Origin of the sequence: Corynebacterium jeddahense (genome assembly GCF_028609865.1) — a bacterium.
Classification (GTDB): Bacteria; Actinomycetota; Actinomycetes; order Mycobacteriales; family Mycobacteriaceae; genus Corynebacterium; species Corynebacterium jeddahense.
This window is the reverse complement of sequence record NZ_CP063194.1, coordinates 2,020,870-2,037,312: the sequence shown is the minus strand read 5'-3', so window position 1 is coordinate 2,037,312 and position 16,443 is coordinate 2,020,870. Positions and strand designations below refer to the sequence as shown.

Genomic DNA, 16,443 nt, shown 5'->3' with positions numbered 1-16,443 from the left:
CGTTATGCTGATCCGGTATCACTCGTGGCAACTGGGTCAGTTTCGGTGAGAACCGAGGTGGCGCGGCTGCTGTAGTCAGGAGGATTCGATGACCGCTGTGGCACCGCGGCTGGACAATTACGTCCCGCCAACACGCCCCGAGCCCACGGGCAACGCCCGCAAGGGTTCGAAGATTTACAAGCTTCTCACCACCACCGACCACAAAGAACTGGGCATCATGTACATCATCATGTCCTTCACCTGGTTCTTCGTGGCCGGTTTGATGGCGCTGCTCATCCGCGCCGAGCTGTTCAGCCCGGGCCTGCAGTTCCTGTCCAATGAGCAGTTCAACCAGCTGTTCACCATGCACGGCACCGTGATGCTGCTCGCGTTCGGTACCCCGATCGTGTGGGGCTTCGCCAACTACGTCCTGCCGCTGCAGATCGGCGCCCCGGACGTGGCCTTCCCGCGTCTCAATGCGTTCGGCTTCTGGGTCACCACCATCGGCGTCGTGGCGATGCTCCTCGGCTTTGTCACCCCGGGCGGTGCGGCCGACTTCGGCTGGACCATGTACATGCCGCTCGCTGACGCGGTGCACACCCCGTCCGTCTCCGCGAACCTCTGGGTCGTCGGCGTCGGCGCCACCGGCGTGGGCACCATCGCCTCCGCCGTGAACATGCTCACCACCGTGCTCACCATGCGCGCGCCGGGCATGACCATGTTCCGCCTCCCGGTGTTCACCTGGACCGTCTTCGTCACCTCGATCATCGCGCTCATGATCTTCCCGCTGCTCACCGCCGCGGCTATGGGTGTGCTTTACGACCGCCTGCTCGGTGGCCACATCTACGACACCGCCAACGGCGGCACCATCCTGTGGCAGCACCTGTTCTGGTTCTTCGGCCACCCCGAGGTGTACGTCCTGGCCCTGCCGTTCTTCGGCGTGATCTCCGAGATCGTCCCGGTCTTCTCCCGTAAGCCGATCTTCGGCTACATCGGCCTCGTCTTCGCCACCCTGGCCATCGCTGGCCTGTCCATGGCGGTGTGGGCGCACCACATGTTCGCCACCGGCGCGATCCTGCTGCCGTTCTTCTCCTTCATGACGTTCCTCATCGCGGTGCCGACCGGCGTGAAGTTCTTCAACTGGCTGGGCACGATGTGGAACGGCCACCTCACCTTCGAGACCCCGATGCTGTGGGCGACGGGCTTCCTGTTCACCTTCCTCTTCGGTGGCCTCACCGGCATCATGCTCGCGTCCCCGCCGCTGGACTTCCACCTGCACGACACCTACTTCGTGGTCGCGCACTTCCACTACACACTGTTCGGCACCGTCGTGTTCGCCTCGACCGCCGGCGTGTATTACTGGTTCCCGAAGATGACGGGCCGCATGCTCGACGAGAAGCTGGGCAAGATCCACTTCTGGTTCACCGTCGTCGGCTTCAACATGACCTTCCTGGTCCAGCACTGGCTGGGCAACATGGGCATGCCGCGCCGCTACGCCGACTACCTCGACACCGACGGCTTCACCACCCTGAACCAGGTGTCCACCATCGGCGCCTTCATCCTGGGCATCGGCATGCTGCCGTTCATCTGGAACGTGTTCAAGTCCTGGCGCTACGGCGAGATCGTCACCGTCGACGATCCGTGGGGCTACGGCAACTCGCTCGAGTGGGCCACCTCCTGCCCGCCGCCGCGCCACAACTTCACCTCCCTGCCGCGTATCCGCTCCGAGCGCCCGGCGTTCGAGCTGCACTACCCGCACATGGTGGAGACCCTGCGCCGCGAGGCCCACACCGGCCACAGTGACACCCGCAAGCCGGATAACCACGAGTTCGTCGAGACCGAGGGCTACGCCAACGCCGCGTCCAACTAACCGGCACCGTCACCCCGGGCTTCGAGCCTCCTGAACGCAAACCCCCGCTCCGGCGGGGGTTTCGTCGTGCTTGCGGCCGCGCACCCGCGGGGTAGCGTGGTGGCGGTGACTTCCCCCGCAATCGAATCCGCCCACGACCTGCTCCGGCGCCGCCTCGCCGACGACGCCCGCGAGCGCGCGAAAGACACCGAGGACCCGGCGGACTCCTCCACCGTCCAGGCGATGCAGCTGGCCATCAACCTGCCGAAGCAGGACTCGCCGAGCCGGAACCAGGTGCTCAATGACGCGGCCCGCGCCGCCGTCGCCGTCTGCCTCGACCCCCGCGCGGGTGAGGACGGCTTTTGGCGCGACGGGCTCGACAACTGGTACTCCCGCCGCATCCGCAAAGTCGTCCGCCGCGCGCGCAACAAGGCGTGGGACGACGTGCAGGCGCTGCCCGGCATCACGGTCGGGGCAGTGCGCGCGTTCGTGCCGTCGGCGGTGGGGGAGGTGCCCCACGCCATCGCCAAGCTCCAGATCAAGGGGACCGACATCGAGCCCGGCCCGGAGCTCCCCTCACAGCCGGGCGCACCGCTCATCGCGGTCGACGCGTCGCTGGGCATGACGGCGGGCAAGGCGGCGGCACAGGTCGGCCACGCCTCGATGCTCCTCGCCGCGGCGCGTGACGCCGCCTGGGCGCTGGCCTGGGCAGCGGCGGGCTTCCCCCTCACCGTGCGCGAGGTGCCCCGCGCCGAGTTCGCCGAGCTGTGCCGCACCCCCGGCGCCGTGCCCGTGCGTGACGCGGGCTTCACCGAGGTCGCCCCCGGCTCCACAACCGTCGTCGCTATTGCGTAGCGACGAGCCTCCGGAGTGCCCCGCGCACCACCTCCGGGTCGGTGGTGTCCCAGAACGCGGGGAGGCTGCGGCGGATGTACGCGCCATAGCGCTTTGTCTTCAGGCGGTTGTCCAGCACGGCCACCACCCCGCGGTCGTCGACGGAGCGCAGCAGCCGCCCCGCCCCCTGCGCCATGAGCAGCGACGCGTGGGTGGCGGAGACCTCCATGAACCCGGAGCGCCCGGCGGCGTCCGCCGCGTTCGCGCGCGCCTGCAGCAGCGGGTCGTCGGGGCGGGGGAACGGGATGCGGTCGATGATGACGAGTGAGCACGCGCTGCCGGGCACGTCCACGCCTTGCCAGAGCGTAAGGGTGCCGAAGAGGCAGGCGTTCTCGTTCTTCGCGAACTGGTCCACGAGCACGCCCGTCGAGTCCTCGCCCTGGAGGAGGATGTCGAAGGGCAGGCGCGCCCGCATCGCCTCGGCGGCCTGCTCGGCGGCGCGGCGCGAGGAGAACAGGCCGAGGGTGCGCCCGCCCGCGGCGGTGATGAGCTCGGCGATCTCGTCGAGGGTCTCGCGCGAGAGACCGTCGCGGCCCGGGGCGGGCAGGTGCGTCGCGGTGTAGAGGATGCCGGACTTGCGCGGGTCGAAGGGCGTGCCGGCGTCGAGGCTGTCCCACGTGCCCTTCGGCAGGCCCCAGGCGGCGGCCATGGCGTCGAAGTTGCCGCCGACGGTGAGCGTCGCGGAGGTGAGCACGACGGTGGTCTCGCCGAAGAGCCGGTCGTGGAGCAGCCCGGCGACGGACAGCGGGGCCACCGAGACGGAGTCGCCGGCGCGGTCGGAGCGGGTGAGCCAGACGACGTCGACGTGCTTGGCCGGGTCCGGCTCGTCGAACACGTCGAGGATGCGCACGACGGCGTCGTGGAGGTCCTCGAGGTGGTTCTTGAGGTTGCCGCGCTCGGCGAAGGTCTCGGGGTCGTTGTCCGCCTCGCCCTCGGGCGAGTCCGCGATGCCGCTGCGCGTCTTCCACAGCGCGTCGCGCAGGGCGGCGAACGCGGCGCGGGCGGGATCCGAGATGGTCTCCCACCGGCCCGGCTCCTCGAGGTCGATGGCCGCGGTGAAGTCGTCGATCACCTCCTCGAGGGCATCCCGCGAGCCGCCGAGCTTGCTGGCGCGGCGCGCGGCCATGGACAACGCGCGGGCGGAGATCTCGGAGGTGGCTACGGAGGTGATGCGCCCGTCGAGCTCGTGGGCCTCGTCGATGATCACGGCGTCGTGCTCGGGCAGGACCGCGATGTCGGAGAGCGCGTCGATGGCGAGCAGCGCGTGGTTGGTCACCACGATGTCGACGTCTTTCGTGCGCTCGCGGGCGAGCTCGGCGAAGCAGTCCGCGCCGTGCGGGCAGCGGGTGGCGCCGAGGCACTCGTTCGAGGTCACCGACACCTGGCGCCAGGCCTGGTCCGGCACGCCGGGCACGAGGTCGTCCCGGTCGCCGGTCTCGGTGTCCTGCGCCCACTCGGCGACGCGCTTGACGTGCTTGCCCACCCAGGAGAGGTCCTCGTCGTCGAGGAGCGGGGCCGAAGGTGCGTCGTCAAGCATGAGCTTGTGGAGGCACACGTAGTTGTTGCGGCCCTTCTGGATGGCAAAGGTGGGGCGGTGCGACAGGAGCGGCTCGAGGGCGTCGGCGAGGCGCGGCAGGTCGCGCTCGACGAGCTGGCGCTGCAGCGCGATGGTGGCGGTGGAGACGACGACGGTGGTCTCGTTCGCCTGGGCGTAGCGGATCGCGGGCACGAGGTAGGCCAGCGACTTGCCGGTGCCGGTGCCGGCTTGGACGGCGAGGTGGCGCTCGGAGTCCAGCGCCCGGGTCACCGCCTGCGCCATCTTCACCTGGCCGGAACGCTCGGCGCCGCCGAGGGCCGCGACGGCAGCCTCGAGGAGCTCCTCGGTGCTGTGGTCGCCCGTGTGCTCGTCTGCCACGCCTTACTCCGGCTCGGGGAAACCGATGAACTTCGTCGGGATGGCCACCTCGCCGCGCGACAGGGCCAGGCCCTCCCACGGGAGGGTGCCGCGGGCGGTGGCGTGCAGCTCGCGGATCTCCTCGATGCTCGGTTGGTTGTCCACGATTTCGCCGTCGCGGATGAGCGGCACGGTCATCTCGCGGTACTCCAGGTTCGGCTTGCGGCGAATGTCCGCGCCGAGCGGGTGGACGATCTCGGCGACGGCGACGCCGGAGGAGCGGTAGGCGCGCAGGGCCGACTTGCCGCCACCGTAGGTGACCTTGCCGGAGGAGCGCTTCGCCACCGCGTGGCCCTCCACCTCCACGAGCTTGTACACCAGGCCCGCGGTCGGCGCGCCGGAGCCGGTGACCACGGAGGTGCCCACGCCAAAGCCGTCGACCGGGTCGCCGCGCAGGCCGGCGATGGCGAACTCATCGAGGTCGGAGGAGACGATGATGCGGGTGTTGAACGCGCCGGCGGCGTCGAGCTGCTTGCGCACGCGGCGCGAGACGATGCCGAGGTCGCCCGAGTCGATGCGCACCGCGCCGAGCTCCGTGCCCGCGACCTCGAGGGCGTTGTCCACGCCCTTCGTGATGTCGAAGGTGTCCACGAGGAGAGTGGTGTCCAGGCCGAGGGAGGCGATCTGCGCCTTGAAGGCGGCCTTCTCGTCGGGCTGGCCCTGGTCGTCGACATGCAGCAGCGTCCACGAGTGCGCCGCCGTGCCCGACGGCGGGATGCCGTAGCGCAGGGAGGCCTCCATGTTGGAGGTGGCGTTGAAGCCGGCGATGTACGTCGCGCGGGCGGAAGCGACCGCCGCCTGCTCGTTCGTGCGGCGCGAGCCCATCTCGATGATCGGGCGGCCGTCCGCGGCGGAGACCATGCGCGAGGCGGCGGAGGCCACCGCGGAGTCCGAGTTGAGGATGGAGAGGATGACCGTCTCCAGGATGACGCACTCCGCGAACGTGCCGCGCACCGTCATGATGGGGGAGTACGGGAAGTACAGCTCGCCCTCGCGGTAGCCGTCGACCTGGCCGGAGAAGCGATAGTTGGCGAGGTACTCGCGGCACTGCGGGGAGAGGAAGTCAGCGGTGGCGAGCTGGTCCTCGGTGAAGCGGAACTTGGTAATCGCGTCGAGGACGCGCTCGGTGCCGGCGACAACGCCGTAGCGGCGCTCGTTGGGCAGGCGGCGGCCAAATACCTCGAAGATGCAGTCTCGCTCCGCAGTGCCGTCCTTAATGGCGGCGTCGAGCATCGTCAGCTCGTACATGTCCGTGAGGAAGGCGGTGGAGCCCTCCGCCTCGGAGGAGTGGCGCTGTGCGTCGTTCATGCTCAGCCAGCGTACCCTCCCGGCACGAGAAGGTAAGGTGATTCACATGTGTGTGTCAGCCGTTTTTCCGACTCCAGCCCGCGCGGCGCAGGCGGGGTCCCCGCTTGCCACCCCGGAGCTGGACGAGGCCGTGGACGTGGACGTGGCCACGAGCGAGAACCTGCCCTGGCTGTGCATCGTGTGGGATGACCCGGTCAACCTGATGAGCTACGTCACCTACGTGTTCCAGACCGTGCTCGGCTACGACCGCAAGCGCGCCACCGAGCTCATGATGCAGGTGCACACCGAGGGCAAGGCCGTCGTTTCCTCGGGGGAGAAGGACAAGGTGGAAACCGACGTGAAGAAGCTGCACACCGCCGGCCTGTGGGCGACGATGCAGCAGGCAGGGTAGGGCAGTTATGCAGCCGTGGCGCAAGAAGAAGGGGCTCATGCGCTCCACCGCCAAGTTCACCACCGTGTTTGACCCGATGGAGCGCGAGGTGATCGGGGATCTCACCGCCACCGTCTCCGAGGCGCTCATCGCCCGCGCCCAGTCCGCGCCGAAGGACGAGTTCGCTGAGATGCTCGGCGTCTCCACCGGCCACACCGAGGCGCCGGCGGATCCCCGGCTCGCCCGCCTCCTGCCCGACTTCGAGCGCGAGGGCGACGAGGAGTTCGACGGCGACAACGGCCTGCTGCGCAGCCTCCACGAGAACGACATCATCCGCGCGAAGCTGACGAACCTGCAGGTGGTTAATGCCGCGCTCGGGCCGACCGGCGGCGTCGAGGTGACCATCGAGGAAGGTGAGGCCCACCAGTTCATCGCCGCGCTCAACGACATGCGCCTCTACGCCTCCGCCGACGATTCCGGCAGCGAGGCCGCCCGAGAGAACCGCCAGACGCTCATCGACTGGCTCGCGTACTGCCAGGACTCCCTCCTCCAGGCCCTCATGGACTAATGCGTATCGACGCACCTTCGGCCATCACCGGCCACACCTCCCTCGGCGACACCGGTGTGACGGCGCTCGTTGCCGCCGACCCGGACGGCATGGCGGCCGCGGTGGACGTGCGCGGCGGCGGCCCGGGCACCCGCGAGACGGACCTGCTCGAGCCGCATAACACCGTCGAGCGCGTCCACGCGATCCTGCTCTGCGGCGGCTCCGCGTTTGGGCTCGCGGCCGCGGACGGCGCGATGGCCGAGCTGGAGCGCCGCGGCCGGGGCTTCCCCGTCTTCGGCGAGGGCGCGCCGGGCCCGCGCGTGCCCATCGTCCCGGCGGCGGTGATCTTTGACCTCGTGGTGGGCGACCCGGCGCACCGGCCCACCGCCGCCGACGGCGCCGCCGCCGTGGCTGCAGCGCTCGACGGCGGCGGTGGGTTGGTTGAGTCTGGGTCTGTCGGCGCGGGCTGCGGCGCCACCGCCGGGGTGCTACGCGGCGGCTTCGGCCACGCCCGCGCGCGGGCCGCCGGCTACACGGTCGAGGCGTTCGTGGTGGCCAACCCGGTGGGCTCGGTGGTGGATCCGGCGACCGGGCTGCTCTACGGCGACCCGGCCCAGCCGGCGGTGGACCTGGAGGCGTTCGCCCAGCTCGAGCGCCCCACACCAAAGCTGAACACCACCATCGGGGTCATTGCCACGGACGCGCCGCTGACGAAGGCCCAGCTCAAGCGCGTTGCCATGACGGGCCACGACGGCATCGCCCGCGCCGTACGCCCCGCCCACTCGCCGCTCGACGGCGACACGCTCTTCGCAGTTTCCACCGCGCCCGCGGGCGCCGCGCCGGTGCGCGACGTTGAGGCGCTCGCCCAGCTCGGCCAGGTGGGCGCCGGGGTGATTCAGGCCGCGATCGTCGACGCGGTGGTGAGCGCCGAGTCCGCGTACGGCGTCACCGCGTGGCGCGACATCGCGATCGTGTAAAAATCCACACCGCCCGAGAACCACCCTGGCACTAAGGGGATCGTGCGGATTTTTACAACGCCTGCCGCCTCGACGCCGCCGGGCCCCGCCCTGGCAGACCCGCTAAGCTTCAGCCTTGATGAGCAACCAACACCACGTTCCAGAGGGCTGGGGCTATGGCCAGACCGGCCAGCCCGGCTATGGCAAGCCGTTCCAGCGCCCGTTCTCGCACCCGGAGTCGCAGCCGCCCGCGTTCGGCGATCCGCGGGGGCCGTACAACCCGTACGCGACGCCCCAGCAGCAGGGCCAGCAACAGGCCCAGCAGCAGTACGGGCTGCGCCCCCAGTACCAGCCCCAGTACCAGCCCCAGCAGCCCGGCTACCCGCAGTACCGGCAGCCGAAGGAGCGGGGCCGAAGGTCGCAGAAACGCAAGCAGCAGCGCAACTCGGGCCTGCGCTTCGCCATCGGCTTCCTCGTCGTGATCTGGGTCGTGTTCGTGCTCGAGCAGGTGTTCCCGGACATCGTCGCACTCGGTGTGCACCCGCTCGACCCGCTCGGGCTGCCGCTCATTTTCACCTCGCCGCTGCTGCACGCGAACCTGGAGCACATCGTGTCCAACTCGCTGCCGGGCGCGCTGTTCGCGTACCTCGTCGGGTACTCCGGCAAGCGCGTGTTCTGGGAGGTGACCACGTTCGTTGTCATCATCGGCGGGCTCGGCGTGTGGCTGTTCGGTGGGGTGGGTACGAACCACATCGGTGCGTCCGGTCTCGTGTACGGGTGGCTCGTGTACCTGCTCGTCCGCGGCTTCTTCAACCGCTCGCTCGAGCAGATCCTCACCGGCTTGGTCCTCGGCTTCTTCTACTCGGGTCTCATCTACGGCGTGCTGCCCGGCACGGAGGGCGTGAGCTGGCAGGCGCACCTCTTCGGCTCGATCGGCGGCTTCGTCGCGGGCATGGTGATCACGTCGGACGACCCGCCGGAGCTCGCGGCGAAGAAGCAGGCCAAAGCGCTTGAGAAGCAGGCCCGCCGGCAGGGATAGGATGGCCGGCGTGAGCAACGACGCCGGCAACAACGCACCCATCGGACTGTTCGACTCGGGCGTGGGGGGACTCACCGTCGCCCGCGCAGTGATGGATCAGCTGCCCGGCGAATCCCTCATCTACATCGGCGACACCGCGCATGGGCCGTACGGGCCGCAGCCGATCGCGGATGTGCGCGCGCACTCGCAGCGCATCGCCGACGAGCTCGTGGAGCGCGGCTGCAAAATGCTCGTCATCGCGTGCAACACCGCCACCGCCGCGTTCCTCCACGACGCGCGCGAGCGCTACGACATCCCCGTCATCGAGGTGATTCAGCCGGCGGTGCGCCGCGCCATCGCGACGACGCGCAACAACAAGGTCGGCGTGATCGGCACCCAGGGCACCGTGAACTCCGGCGCGTACCAGGACCTTTTCTCCATCCACCCGGGGCTCGAGGTCACCGCCGTGGCCTGCCCGCAGTTCGTCCCGCTTGTGGAGCAGGGGGTGACCTCCGGCAAGGAAGTTTTGGATGTGGCCCGGGGGTATGTCGGGCCGCTGCGGGCCGCGGGCGTCGATACGCTTGTGCTCGGATGCACCCACTACCCGCTGCTCTCCGGCGTGATCCAGCTCGCGGTGGGCGACGAGGTCACCCTCGTCTCCTCGGCCGAGGAGACGTCGAAGGACGTGCTCAGGGTGCTCACCGAGGGCGACATGCTTCACGACGCCGTCACCGCCCCCACCCACATCTTCGAGTCCACCGGCGACCCCGAGCGCTTCGACGCCCTCGCCCGGCGCTTCCTCGCACCCCCGGTGCACGCGGTGGGGCGCGACTAGGGCTTGACAGACCGTCAGAGTGCGACTTTAATTAGTGGCAATAGTTCAGCCCGCCTTCCAGCTTGCAAAGTTGGTTGAGTGGGCTGGATCTCTAATTGGGGGATGGCTAGAAGAATAAGATCTTGCTCAAACCTGCGCTTACGACGAGCCAGCACATTGCACTTTTGAGGCAAAGGGGGATGGTGGTCGATTCAGCTCAGGCGGAACAGTGGCTTAATAGCGTCGGGTACTACCGACTGTCAGCGTATTGGTACCCGGCACGGCAGGTAGATCCATCTCCGACAGGCAGGCGGCTCGATCAGTTCGTACCTGGCACAGATTTCGCTAACGTTGCCGAACTTTACGAAGCTGATCGAAAGCTCCGTACGTTAGTGCATGACGGTATGGAGCGGATTGAAGTTGCAGTTCGCACGCAGGTGGTGGAGATTTTGTGTGCACAGCATCCCTCTAACCCTGCCTTCTACCTAAGCTCGGATAGTTTCCGCTCCAAGTTCGCTCATCTTCAGTGGCTCCAAACTGCGTACAGCCGACTAGCACGGGCGGGATCGAAAAGTGATTCAGTCAAACATCACGCAAAACATTATTCGGGAATGTTCCCATTTTGGGCTGTCGCGGAGGTTCTGGATTTCCGCGATGTCTCCGTTTTGTACTCCGGCCTTAAATCCCGAGATCAACGGGCAGTTGCGGAAAACCTGGATATCTTCATCGACTTCAATGTCCTTAGTGACAACCAGAAGTCACAGGTCCAAAAGAGTCACCCTTTCGCAAGCTGGTTAGAGCAGTTAGTGTTGATTCGGAATGTTTGCGCTCATCACAGCCGGTTGTGGAATCGAACATTCAATCCTGCATCGACAAGTTTTATCAGGACAAATGGAAATCTCTCTCCTTCCACCGGGCCAGAATGAACGGTTGTTTGGGGCACTCCAACTCATGTCACACATTCTGCGAAAAGTCGCTTCGGGCACGACCTGGCCGTTGAAAATCCTCGACTTGGTAAACAATGCTTTCCTCCCCAATCCCCTTGTAAGCCCTCCTAGCTTGGGTATCCCGGCGTCGTGGGACGCGAGAACAATCTGACGCCCCGTTCGCACTTGCACGCCGTGGGCGGCGATTCGCACCTCACAACTAGGAGAATTTAAGGATTCACTAGGAAAATGTGCCCCATTCATGGCAGAGTATGTCCATGCAGTTGACCATCCTCGGGTGCTCCGGGAGCCTGGCCGCGCCCGGTAACCCAGCTTCCTCCTACGTCATCTCCGTGCCTGGTGAAACGGATGTGGTGATGGACTTCGGTCCGGGAGCGCTCGCCGCCATGCAGGAGCGGTTCGACCCGTCTGCGGCGCACGTCATCTTCAGTCATCTTCATGCCGACCACTGCTCGGACTTCCCGTCGCTTTTGGTCTGGCGTCGCTACCACCCCACGGCCCCTGCGGAGCAGCGCCACCGCCTGATCGGCCCCTCGTACGCGCCGGAGCACTTGGGGCGCATGAGCGCGGACGCGCCGGGGGAGCAGGATGATTTCACCGACACCTTCGAGTTCACCACTTGGCGCGCCGGGCAGCCGGAGCAGCTCAGTGGGCTGACGATCACCCCGTTCGACGTGGTCCACCCGGCTCAGGAGTCGCATGCGCTGCGCATCGAGGACGCTGCTGGCAAGGTCATCACGTTCTCCGGCGACTCCGGATCCACGCCAACGCTCATCGACGCAGCGCGTGACGCTGATTTATTCCTCTGCGAAGCCGCGTGGGGCGCTACCTCCGAGGGTAAGGCAGAGGGCATGCATCTATCCGGCAAGGAAGCCGGCAGCATCGCTCGCGAAGCCGGTGTGAAGACCCTGGTGTTAGTGCACATCCAGCCGTGGACGGACCCGGAAGACGTCCTCGCTGCCGCTCGCACCGAGTTCGACGGGGAGATCATCCTGGGCAAAGCCGGGGCCACCTTCGAGCCGTAATCCCCTGCGTTCCGCTCGACTACTTCGCGTAGTCAGCCCAGGGCCGGTTTTCAAATACTTGGGGATCCACCGTTAGCCAGCGACACACCCACGCTAAAGCACGCGACTCGAGTGTCACTCGAGAGCACCCTGCTTTTGAGGCGCGGCCCTAGAAGTCGAAATCCAAGATCTTTTGAATATCCATGTGTTTGTTGGTTGCGTCTGGATCGCGACCGGGCTGCCACTGGTCAAGTCCCGTGTAGTGGTGTAGCCGTTGGTGCTTTCGGCTCGGTATGAAGTTCGGGATTGACCGTGTAGCAGTCCGAGGAATCGACACCGCCGAACTGCGTTACGCTTGGACGCATGACTGATTTCTCGCGCCTCGACGGCCGCGCGGTAGACGAGATGCGCCCGGTGCGCATCACCCGCGGCTTCACCTCCAACCCGGCGGGCAGCGTGCTCGTGGAGTTCGGCAACACCCGCGTTATGTGCACCGCCTCCGTGGAGGAGGGCGTGCCCCGCTTTAAGAAGGACTCCGGCGAGGGCTGGCTCACCGCCGAGTACGCGATGCTGCCCTCGGCGACGCACGAGCGAATGGCGCGCGAGTCCATGAAGGGCAAGGTGAAGGGCCGCACGCACGAGATCTCCCGCCTCGTGGGCCGCTCGCTGCGCGCCGCGGTGGACCTTTCCCAGCTCGGGGAGAACACGATCCAGCTCGACTGCGACGTGCTGCAGGCGGACGGCGGCACCCGGACGGCGTCGATCACCGGCGCGTACGTCGCCCTCGCCGACGCGATCACGGTGCTCAAGGAGCGCGGCGTGGTGCCGGGCGAGCCGCTGCTCGCGCCGGTGGCCGCCGTTTCCGCCGGCATCATCGACGGCCACGTCTGTCTCGACCTGCCCTACGAGGAGGACTCGCGCGCGGAGGTGGATCTCAACGTGGTCATGCAGGAAGGCGGCAACTTCGTGGAGATCCAGGGCACCGGCGAGCACGGCCTGTTCGGCCGCGAGCAGCTTGGGCAGATGCTGGACGTGGCACAGCAGGGCTGCGAGGAGCTCATCGCGGCGCAGAAGGCGGCGCTGGGATGGTAAAGGTCCTCGTCGCGTCCCGGAACCAGGGCAAGGTCCGCGAGCTCGAGCAGGTGCTGCGCGAGCTCGCCATCGAAGGCGTGGAGCTCGTTTCGCTTATCGACGCGCCAGCGTACCCCGACCCCGTCGAAGACGGCCTGTCGTTCGAGGAAAACGCGCTGCTCAAGGCCCGTGCGGGCGCGAAGGCGACCGGCCTGCCGTGCGTGGCGGACGACTCGGGGCTGACGGTCGAGGCGCTCAACGGCATGCCGGGCATCCTCTCCGCGCGCTGGTCCGGCAACCACGGCGACGACCAGGCCAACAACGACCTGCTGCTCGCCCAGATGGCGGACATCAACGAGCGCGCCGCCGCGTTTGTGTCCTGCTGCGCCCTGGCCTCCCCGGACGGGCAGGAGTTCACAGCCGAGGGCCGCTGGGAGGGCGAGCTGCTGCGCGAGCCCCGCGGCGAGAACGGCTTCGGCTACGACCCGCTTTTCCTGCCCGACGACGCCGATGGGCGCTCCTCCGCCGAGCTCACCGCCGAGGAGAAGAACGCCCGCTCGCACCGCGGCAAGGCCCTGCGGGCGCTCGCCCCGCACCTCGCGGCGCTGAAGTGACGCAATTCGTTACAGTGGAAGCATGAAGAAATCCATTGCACTCGCAGCAACTGTCCTCGCCTCCGGCGCGCTCTTGACCGCCTGCGGCCAGAAGGGCGACTTCGACGGCACCTGGTCCGGCGACGTCACCGCCACCCAGGAAGGCAAGGGCGGCGGCCACGCCACCGTGACCATCGACGGCAAGGACTGCTCCTGGGAGATGACCGAGACCTCGGGCGAGAAGAACGAGGCAAAGTGCAAGCGCGACGATAAGAGCTTCAAGCTCGAGGACCCGCTGACGCACCAGGACCTCAAGTACGACGCGGAGCGCTCCGGCGACACGCTCACCTTCAGCCCGAAGAACGACCAGGCCGAGAAGGTCGGCGTCATGGTGCTGTCCAAGACGAGCGACAAGTAGGACGGCAATACAGAAGGCCCGGCGGGTACTCCCACCGGGCCTTTTATTATTCCCGCGCTAGTTGAGCTGGAACTTCTCTTTCACTTCCTTGCGCCGCTTCGCCTCCACGACGAAGGACATGAACGGCACCACGCCGGAGATCGCGGTGGTGAACCACTCGAGAGCGGACCAGCGCGCCTTCGACCCCAGGTTCAGCGAGGCGAGCAGGAACGCCATGAACGCGAAGCCGTGCACGCGCGCCACCCAAGACAGGTAGTGCACGTCCATGTGCATCCCGTACTGCATGATCATGCGCGCACACAGGAGCAACAGCAGGGTACCGGTGATCCAGGCGGCGACGGAGAACAACGTGAGCGCCTGCTGTACGCGGCGCTGCCGTTCCGGGTGGATGCGCGGCTGCTGCGCTTGCTGGGTCGGTTGCGTCATGCTGATTTCCCTTCACCTTCGTGTTGGCGCTCGCGGTGCGGCGCCACGAGCTCGTTGTATTCTTCGACGTTCAGCTTCGGCCTGGCGGGCAGGAAATCCTCGTCGATCTGCGTCGGCTGCTTCGACGCGCTGCCGTACTTCGCCTCGTCCGCCTCGTAGAGGTCGTCCATGGTCAGGCCGGCGTTCTCGGCGTCGATCTTCTCGTTCTCCATCCGCATCCCAGCGCGGTACGCGTAGACGAAGAACGCCGCGAAGCACGGCCATTGCAGCGCGTAGCCCAGGTTCTGGAACGTGCCGGAGCCGGACTGGTAGCGGTGCCACTGCCAGCGCGCGAGCAGCAGGCAGGTCACGGCCGCCGCGACGAGCAGCACGATGTGCCACCAACGCACCTTCACGCGCTCGCGTTGCGACGACCCTCCGGCCCCCTCCTGCTTTTCCTCGCTCACACCGGCAGAGTTTACCCGCCTCCGCCCGCAGACCAAACGAAAGTTTGATGCGCCGAACGGTTATTGGCGGCGCGGCGGCGGCGTGTAACATCCTTCGACGACGCGCCCGTGGCGGAATTGGCAGACGCGCTGGATTTAGGTTCCAGTGCCTTATGGCGTGGGAGTTCAAGTCTCCCCGGGCGCACTGTTGCTAAAAGCCTCAGCTAAATGTCCCAGTCGCGCAGGATGCGACTGACGTGGCCGGTGGCCTTGACGTTGTACTGGGCCTGCTCGATGGTGCCGGCGCCGTGCTCGTCGACGTTGACGAGGAACGTCGAGCGGATGACGCCCTGGATCACCTTGCCGTAGTTCTTCTTCTCCCCGTACGCGCCGTAGGCCTCGAGGGTGGCCTTCGACGGGTCGGAGAGCAGCTCCACCGACAGGTCGTGGTCGGCGCGGAACTTCGCCAGGGCCTCGGGTGCGTCGGGGCTGATGCCGAGCACCTTCACACCGGCGCCGTCAAACTGGTCGAAGTTCTCGGTGAAGTCGCACGCCTCGGTGGTGCAGCCCGGCGTGTTGGCCTTGGGGTAGAAGTAGACGACCACCCGGGAGCCGGCGAAGTCGGCGAGCGAAACGGTCTCGCCGCGGTCGTTGGACAGTTCGAATGCGGGGGCGGCATCGCCCGCCTGGAGGTGCGTGGAATCGGTCATACCATCCCGTTTTACACTAGGCTGGGAGCTTGGCGGCGGAAACGCCGAGCAACGAAACTTCACCCAATTAGAGGAGCTAGATCACCCATGGCACGTGACATCCACGACATCGAACGCGACCTCGAGCGCACCCGCGGCCAGCTCGCTTCCACGCTTGACGAGCTCGCGGACCGCACCAACCCGTCCACCCTCGCCGACAACGCGAAGAACCAGGCCCAGGACTGGCTGCAGGATGAGACCGTGCAGAAGGTTTTCGCCGGCATCGGCATCGGCATCGCCGCGCTCATTGGCATCAAGGTCTACAACGGCCGCAAGCGCAAGCACGAGCTCAAGGAGCTGCAGAAGCTCCTCTCCCGTCGCTAACCCGGCAGCGCTACACGATCTCGGCGCCGGCGTCCATCATTGCTTGAAGGGCGTCGGCGCCACCTTTGTCGTCGACAGGCGAGCACATGCCGCGCAGCACGCGCACCTCGAAGCCCTCCTTGAGCGCGTCGAGCACCGTGGCGCGCACGCAGTAGTCGGTGGCGATGCCGCAGACGTCGAGGTGCGTCACGCCCTGCTCGCGCAGCCAGTCGCCCAACAGCGCGCCGTCGGCATTCTTCCCCTCGAAGCCGGAGTACGCGGCGGAGTATTCGCCCTTCTTGAAGAACTGGTCGATGAGGTCCCGCCTCACCGGGCCGCGGATCTCCGCGCCGTACGTGTCCGCGACGCAGTGCACGGGCCAGGAGTCGACGAAGTCCGGCTTCTCCGAGAAGTGCGCGCCCGGGTCGATGTGCCAGTCCTGCGTGGCCACCGTCGCAACGTAGTCGCGGGTGCGGCTGTCCGGGGTGGAGATGAGCTCGGCAATTTTCGACGCGACCTCGTCGCCGCGCGCCGTGGCGAGGTTGCCGCCGGGGCAGAAGTCGTTCTGGACGTCAACGAGCAGGAGAGCGGTCTTCATACGTTTCAGCATACTCTCAGGTGCGCGATGCCCGGGCCGCCGATCCTCGGAACGTGGGAAAAGAAAAAGGCCAGCAGGAAATCCCCGCTGGCCTTTCAATTACTGTGCGCCATCAGGGAATCGAACCCCGAACCCACTGATTAAGAGTCAGTTGCTCTACCAATTGAGCTAATGGCGCGTATTCTATTTTGCTCTGCTGCCTCGGCGTCACGCGCTCTCG

General features: G+C 67.0%; 19 protein-coding genes and 2 tRNA genes. 14 read left to right on the top strand and 7 right to left on the bottom strand.

Features of this window, described 5'->3' with window-relative positions; genetic code table 11:
• The first annotated feature begins 88 nt into the window (after positions 1-88).
• Complete coding sequence (ctaD, locus tag CJEDD_RS09900; RefSeq protein ID WP_042404936.1) at positions 89-1,849, top strand: aa3-type cytochrome oxidase subunit I; 1,761 nt, start codon at positions 89-91, stop codon at positions 1,847-1,849.
• Between the two features lie 105 nt (positions 1,850-1,954).
• The gene (locus CJEDD_RS09895) at positions 1,955-2,683 is read left to right on the top strand and encodes a peptidyl-tRNA hydrolase (protein WP_415857845.1); all 729 of its coding nucleotides are present in this window, start codon (positions 1,955-1,957) and stop codon (positions 2,681-2,683) included.
• Here the strand turns inward: CJEDD_RS09895 and CJEDD_RS09890 are convergent.
• Both CJEDD_RS09890 and CJEDD_RS09885 read right to left on the bottom strand, forming a co-directional pair.
• Positions 2,673-4,637, bottom strand: a complete 1,965-nt coding sequence (locus tag CJEDD_RS09890) for an ATP-dependent DNA helicase (RefSeq protein WP_042404937.1) — start codon at positions 4,635-4,637, stop codon at positions 2,673-2,675. The genes CJEDD_RS09895 and CJEDD_RS09890 overlap by 11 nt on opposite strands.
• Positions 4,638-4,640: 3 nt before the next feature.
• Positions 4,641-5,984, bottom strand: a complete 1,344-nt coding sequence (locus tag CJEDD_RS09885; RefSeq protein ID WP_042404939.1) for a nicotinate phosphoribosyltransferase — start codon at positions 5,982-5,984, stop codon at positions 4,641-4,643.
• Positions 5,985-6,036: 52 nt separating this feature from the next.
• Here CJEDD_RS09885 and clpS point away from each other — a divergent pair, with 52 nt between their 5' ends.
• The 10 genes from clpS (at position 6,037) to lptM (ending at position 13,722) form a co-directional block, all read left to right on the top strand.
• A complete protein-coding gene (gene clpS, locus CJEDD_RS09880; protein ID WP_232297650.1) occupies positions 6,037-6,375 on the top strand; it encodes an ATP-dependent Clp protease adapter ClpS in 339 nt (112 codons plus the stop codon).
• Between the two features lie 7 nt (positions 6,376-6,382).
• Positions 6,383-6,922, top strand: coding sequence for a DUF2017 domain-containing protein (locus CJEDD_RS09875; protein WP_042404942.1), 540 nt, complete (start codon positions 6,383-6,385; stop codon positions 6,920-6,922).
• Positions 6,922-7,878 carry a P1 family peptidase gene (locus CJEDD_RS09870; RefSeq protein ID WP_042404944.1) on the top strand — a complete coding sequence of 319 codons (957 nt, stop codon included), beginning with the start codon at positions 6,922-6,924 and terminating at the stop codon, positions 7,876-7,878. Before CJEDD_RS09875 ends, CJEDD_RS09870 begins: the two co-directional genes overlap by 1 nt.
• 118 nt (positions 7,879-7,996) lie before the next feature.
• On the top strand, positions 7,997-8,896 hold the full coding sequence (locus CJEDD_RS09865) for a rhomboid family intramembrane serine protease (protein ID WP_081764453.1): 900 nt from the start codon (positions 7,997-7,999) through the stop codon (positions 8,894-8,896).
• A 10-nt stretch (positions 8,897-8,906) separates the two neighbouring features.
• Complete coding sequence (gene murI / locus CJEDD_RS09860) at positions 8,907-9,710, top strand: glutamate racemase (protein ID WP_232297651.1); 804 nt, start codon at positions 8,907-8,909, stop codon at positions 9,708-9,710.
• A 122-nt stretch (positions 9,711-9,832) separates the two neighbouring features.
• A complete protein-coding gene (locus CJEDD_RS09855) occupies positions 9,833-10,615 on the top strand; it encodes an Abi family protein (protein ID WP_273657504.1) in 783 nt (260 codons plus the stop codon).
• A 278-nt stretch (positions 10,616-10,893) separates the two neighbouring features.
• Positions 10,894-11,661, top strand: coding sequence for an MBL fold metallo-hydrolase (locus CJEDD_RS09850; protein ID WP_042404972.1), 768 nt, complete (start codon positions 10,894-10,896; stop codon positions 11,659-11,661).
• Between the two features lie 342 nt (positions 11,662-12,003).
• Positions 12,004-12,732, top strand: coding sequence for a ribonuclease PH (gene rph / locus CJEDD_RS09845; protein WP_042404949.1), 729 nt, complete (start codon positions 12,004-12,006; stop codon positions 12,730-12,732).
• Positions 12,726-13,325 carry an RdgB/HAM1 family non-canonical purine NTP pyrophosphatase gene (gene rdgB, locus CJEDD_RS09840; protein WP_042404951.1) on the top strand — a complete coding sequence of 200 codons (600 nt, stop codon included), beginning with the start codon at positions 12,726-12,728 and terminating at the stop codon, positions 13,323-13,325. The genes rph and rdgB overlap by 7 nt, the downstream gene beginning before the upstream one ends.
• A gap of 22 nt (positions 13,326-13,347) precedes the next feature.
• The gene (lptM, locus tag CJEDD_RS09835) at positions 13,348-13,722 is read left to right on the top strand and encodes an LPS translocon maturation chaperone LptM (RefSeq protein WP_042404952.1); all 375 of its coding nucleotides are present in this window, start codon (positions 13,348-13,350) and stop codon (positions 13,720-13,722) included.
• A gap of 57 nt (positions 13,723-13,779) precedes the next feature.
• Here lptM and CJEDD_RS09830 read toward each other — a convergent pair whose 3' ends face one another.
• Both CJEDD_RS09830 and CJEDD_RS09825 read right to left on the bottom strand, forming a co-directional pair.
• Positions 13,780-14,148, bottom strand: coding sequence for a DUF3817 domain-containing protein (locus CJEDD_RS09830; protein WP_042404954.1), 369 nt, complete (start codon positions 14,146-14,148; stop codon positions 13,780-13,782).
• Positions 14,145-14,594, bottom strand: a complete 450-nt coding sequence (locus CJEDD_RS09825; RefSeq protein WP_042404955.1) for a hypothetical protein — start codon at positions 14,592-14,594, stop codon at positions 14,145-14,147. Before CJEDD_RS09825 ends, CJEDD_RS09830 begins: the two co-directional genes overlap by 4 nt.
• Positions 14,595-14,696: 102 nt before the next feature.
• Here CJEDD_RS09825 and CJEDD_RS09820 point away from each other — a divergent pair.
• A tRNA-Leu gene (locus CJEDD_RS09820) sits at positions 14,697-14,778 on the top strand.
• Between the two features lie 19 nt (positions 14,779-14,797).
• Here CJEDD_RS09820 and bcp read toward each other — a convergent pair.
• Positions 14,798-15,283, bottom strand: a complete 486-nt coding sequence (bcp, locus tag CJEDD_RS09815; protein WP_042404957.1) for a thioredoxin-dependent thiol peroxidase — start codon at positions 15,281-15,283, stop codon at positions 14,798-14,800.
• A gap of 87 nt (positions 15,284-15,370) precedes the next feature.
• Here bcp and CJEDD_RS09810 point away from each other — a divergent pair, with 87 nt between their 5' ends.
• The gene (locus CJEDD_RS09810; protein ID WP_042404959.1) at positions 15,371-15,646 is read left to right on the top strand and encodes a DUF3618 domain-containing protein; all 276 of its coding nucleotides are present in this window, start codon (positions 15,371-15,373) and stop codon (positions 15,644-15,646) included.
• Positions 15,647-15,656: 10 nt separating this feature from the next.
• Here CJEDD_RS09810 and CJEDD_RS09805 read toward each other — a convergent pair whose 3' ends face one another.
• Together CJEDD_RS09805 and CJEDD_RS09800 are read right to left on the bottom strand one after the other, a co-directional pair.
• Positions 15,657-16,223 carry an isochorismatase family protein gene (locus CJEDD_RS09805; protein ID WP_042404973.1) on the bottom strand — a complete coding sequence of 189 codons (567 nt, stop codon included), beginning with the start codon at positions 16,221-16,223 and terminating at the stop codon, positions 15,657-15,659.
• Between the two features lie 105 nt (positions 16,224-16,328).
• Positions 16,329-16,401 (bottom strand) — tRNA-Lys (locus tag CJEDD_RS09800).
• Between the last annotated feature and the right edge of the window lie 42 nt (positions 16,402-16,443).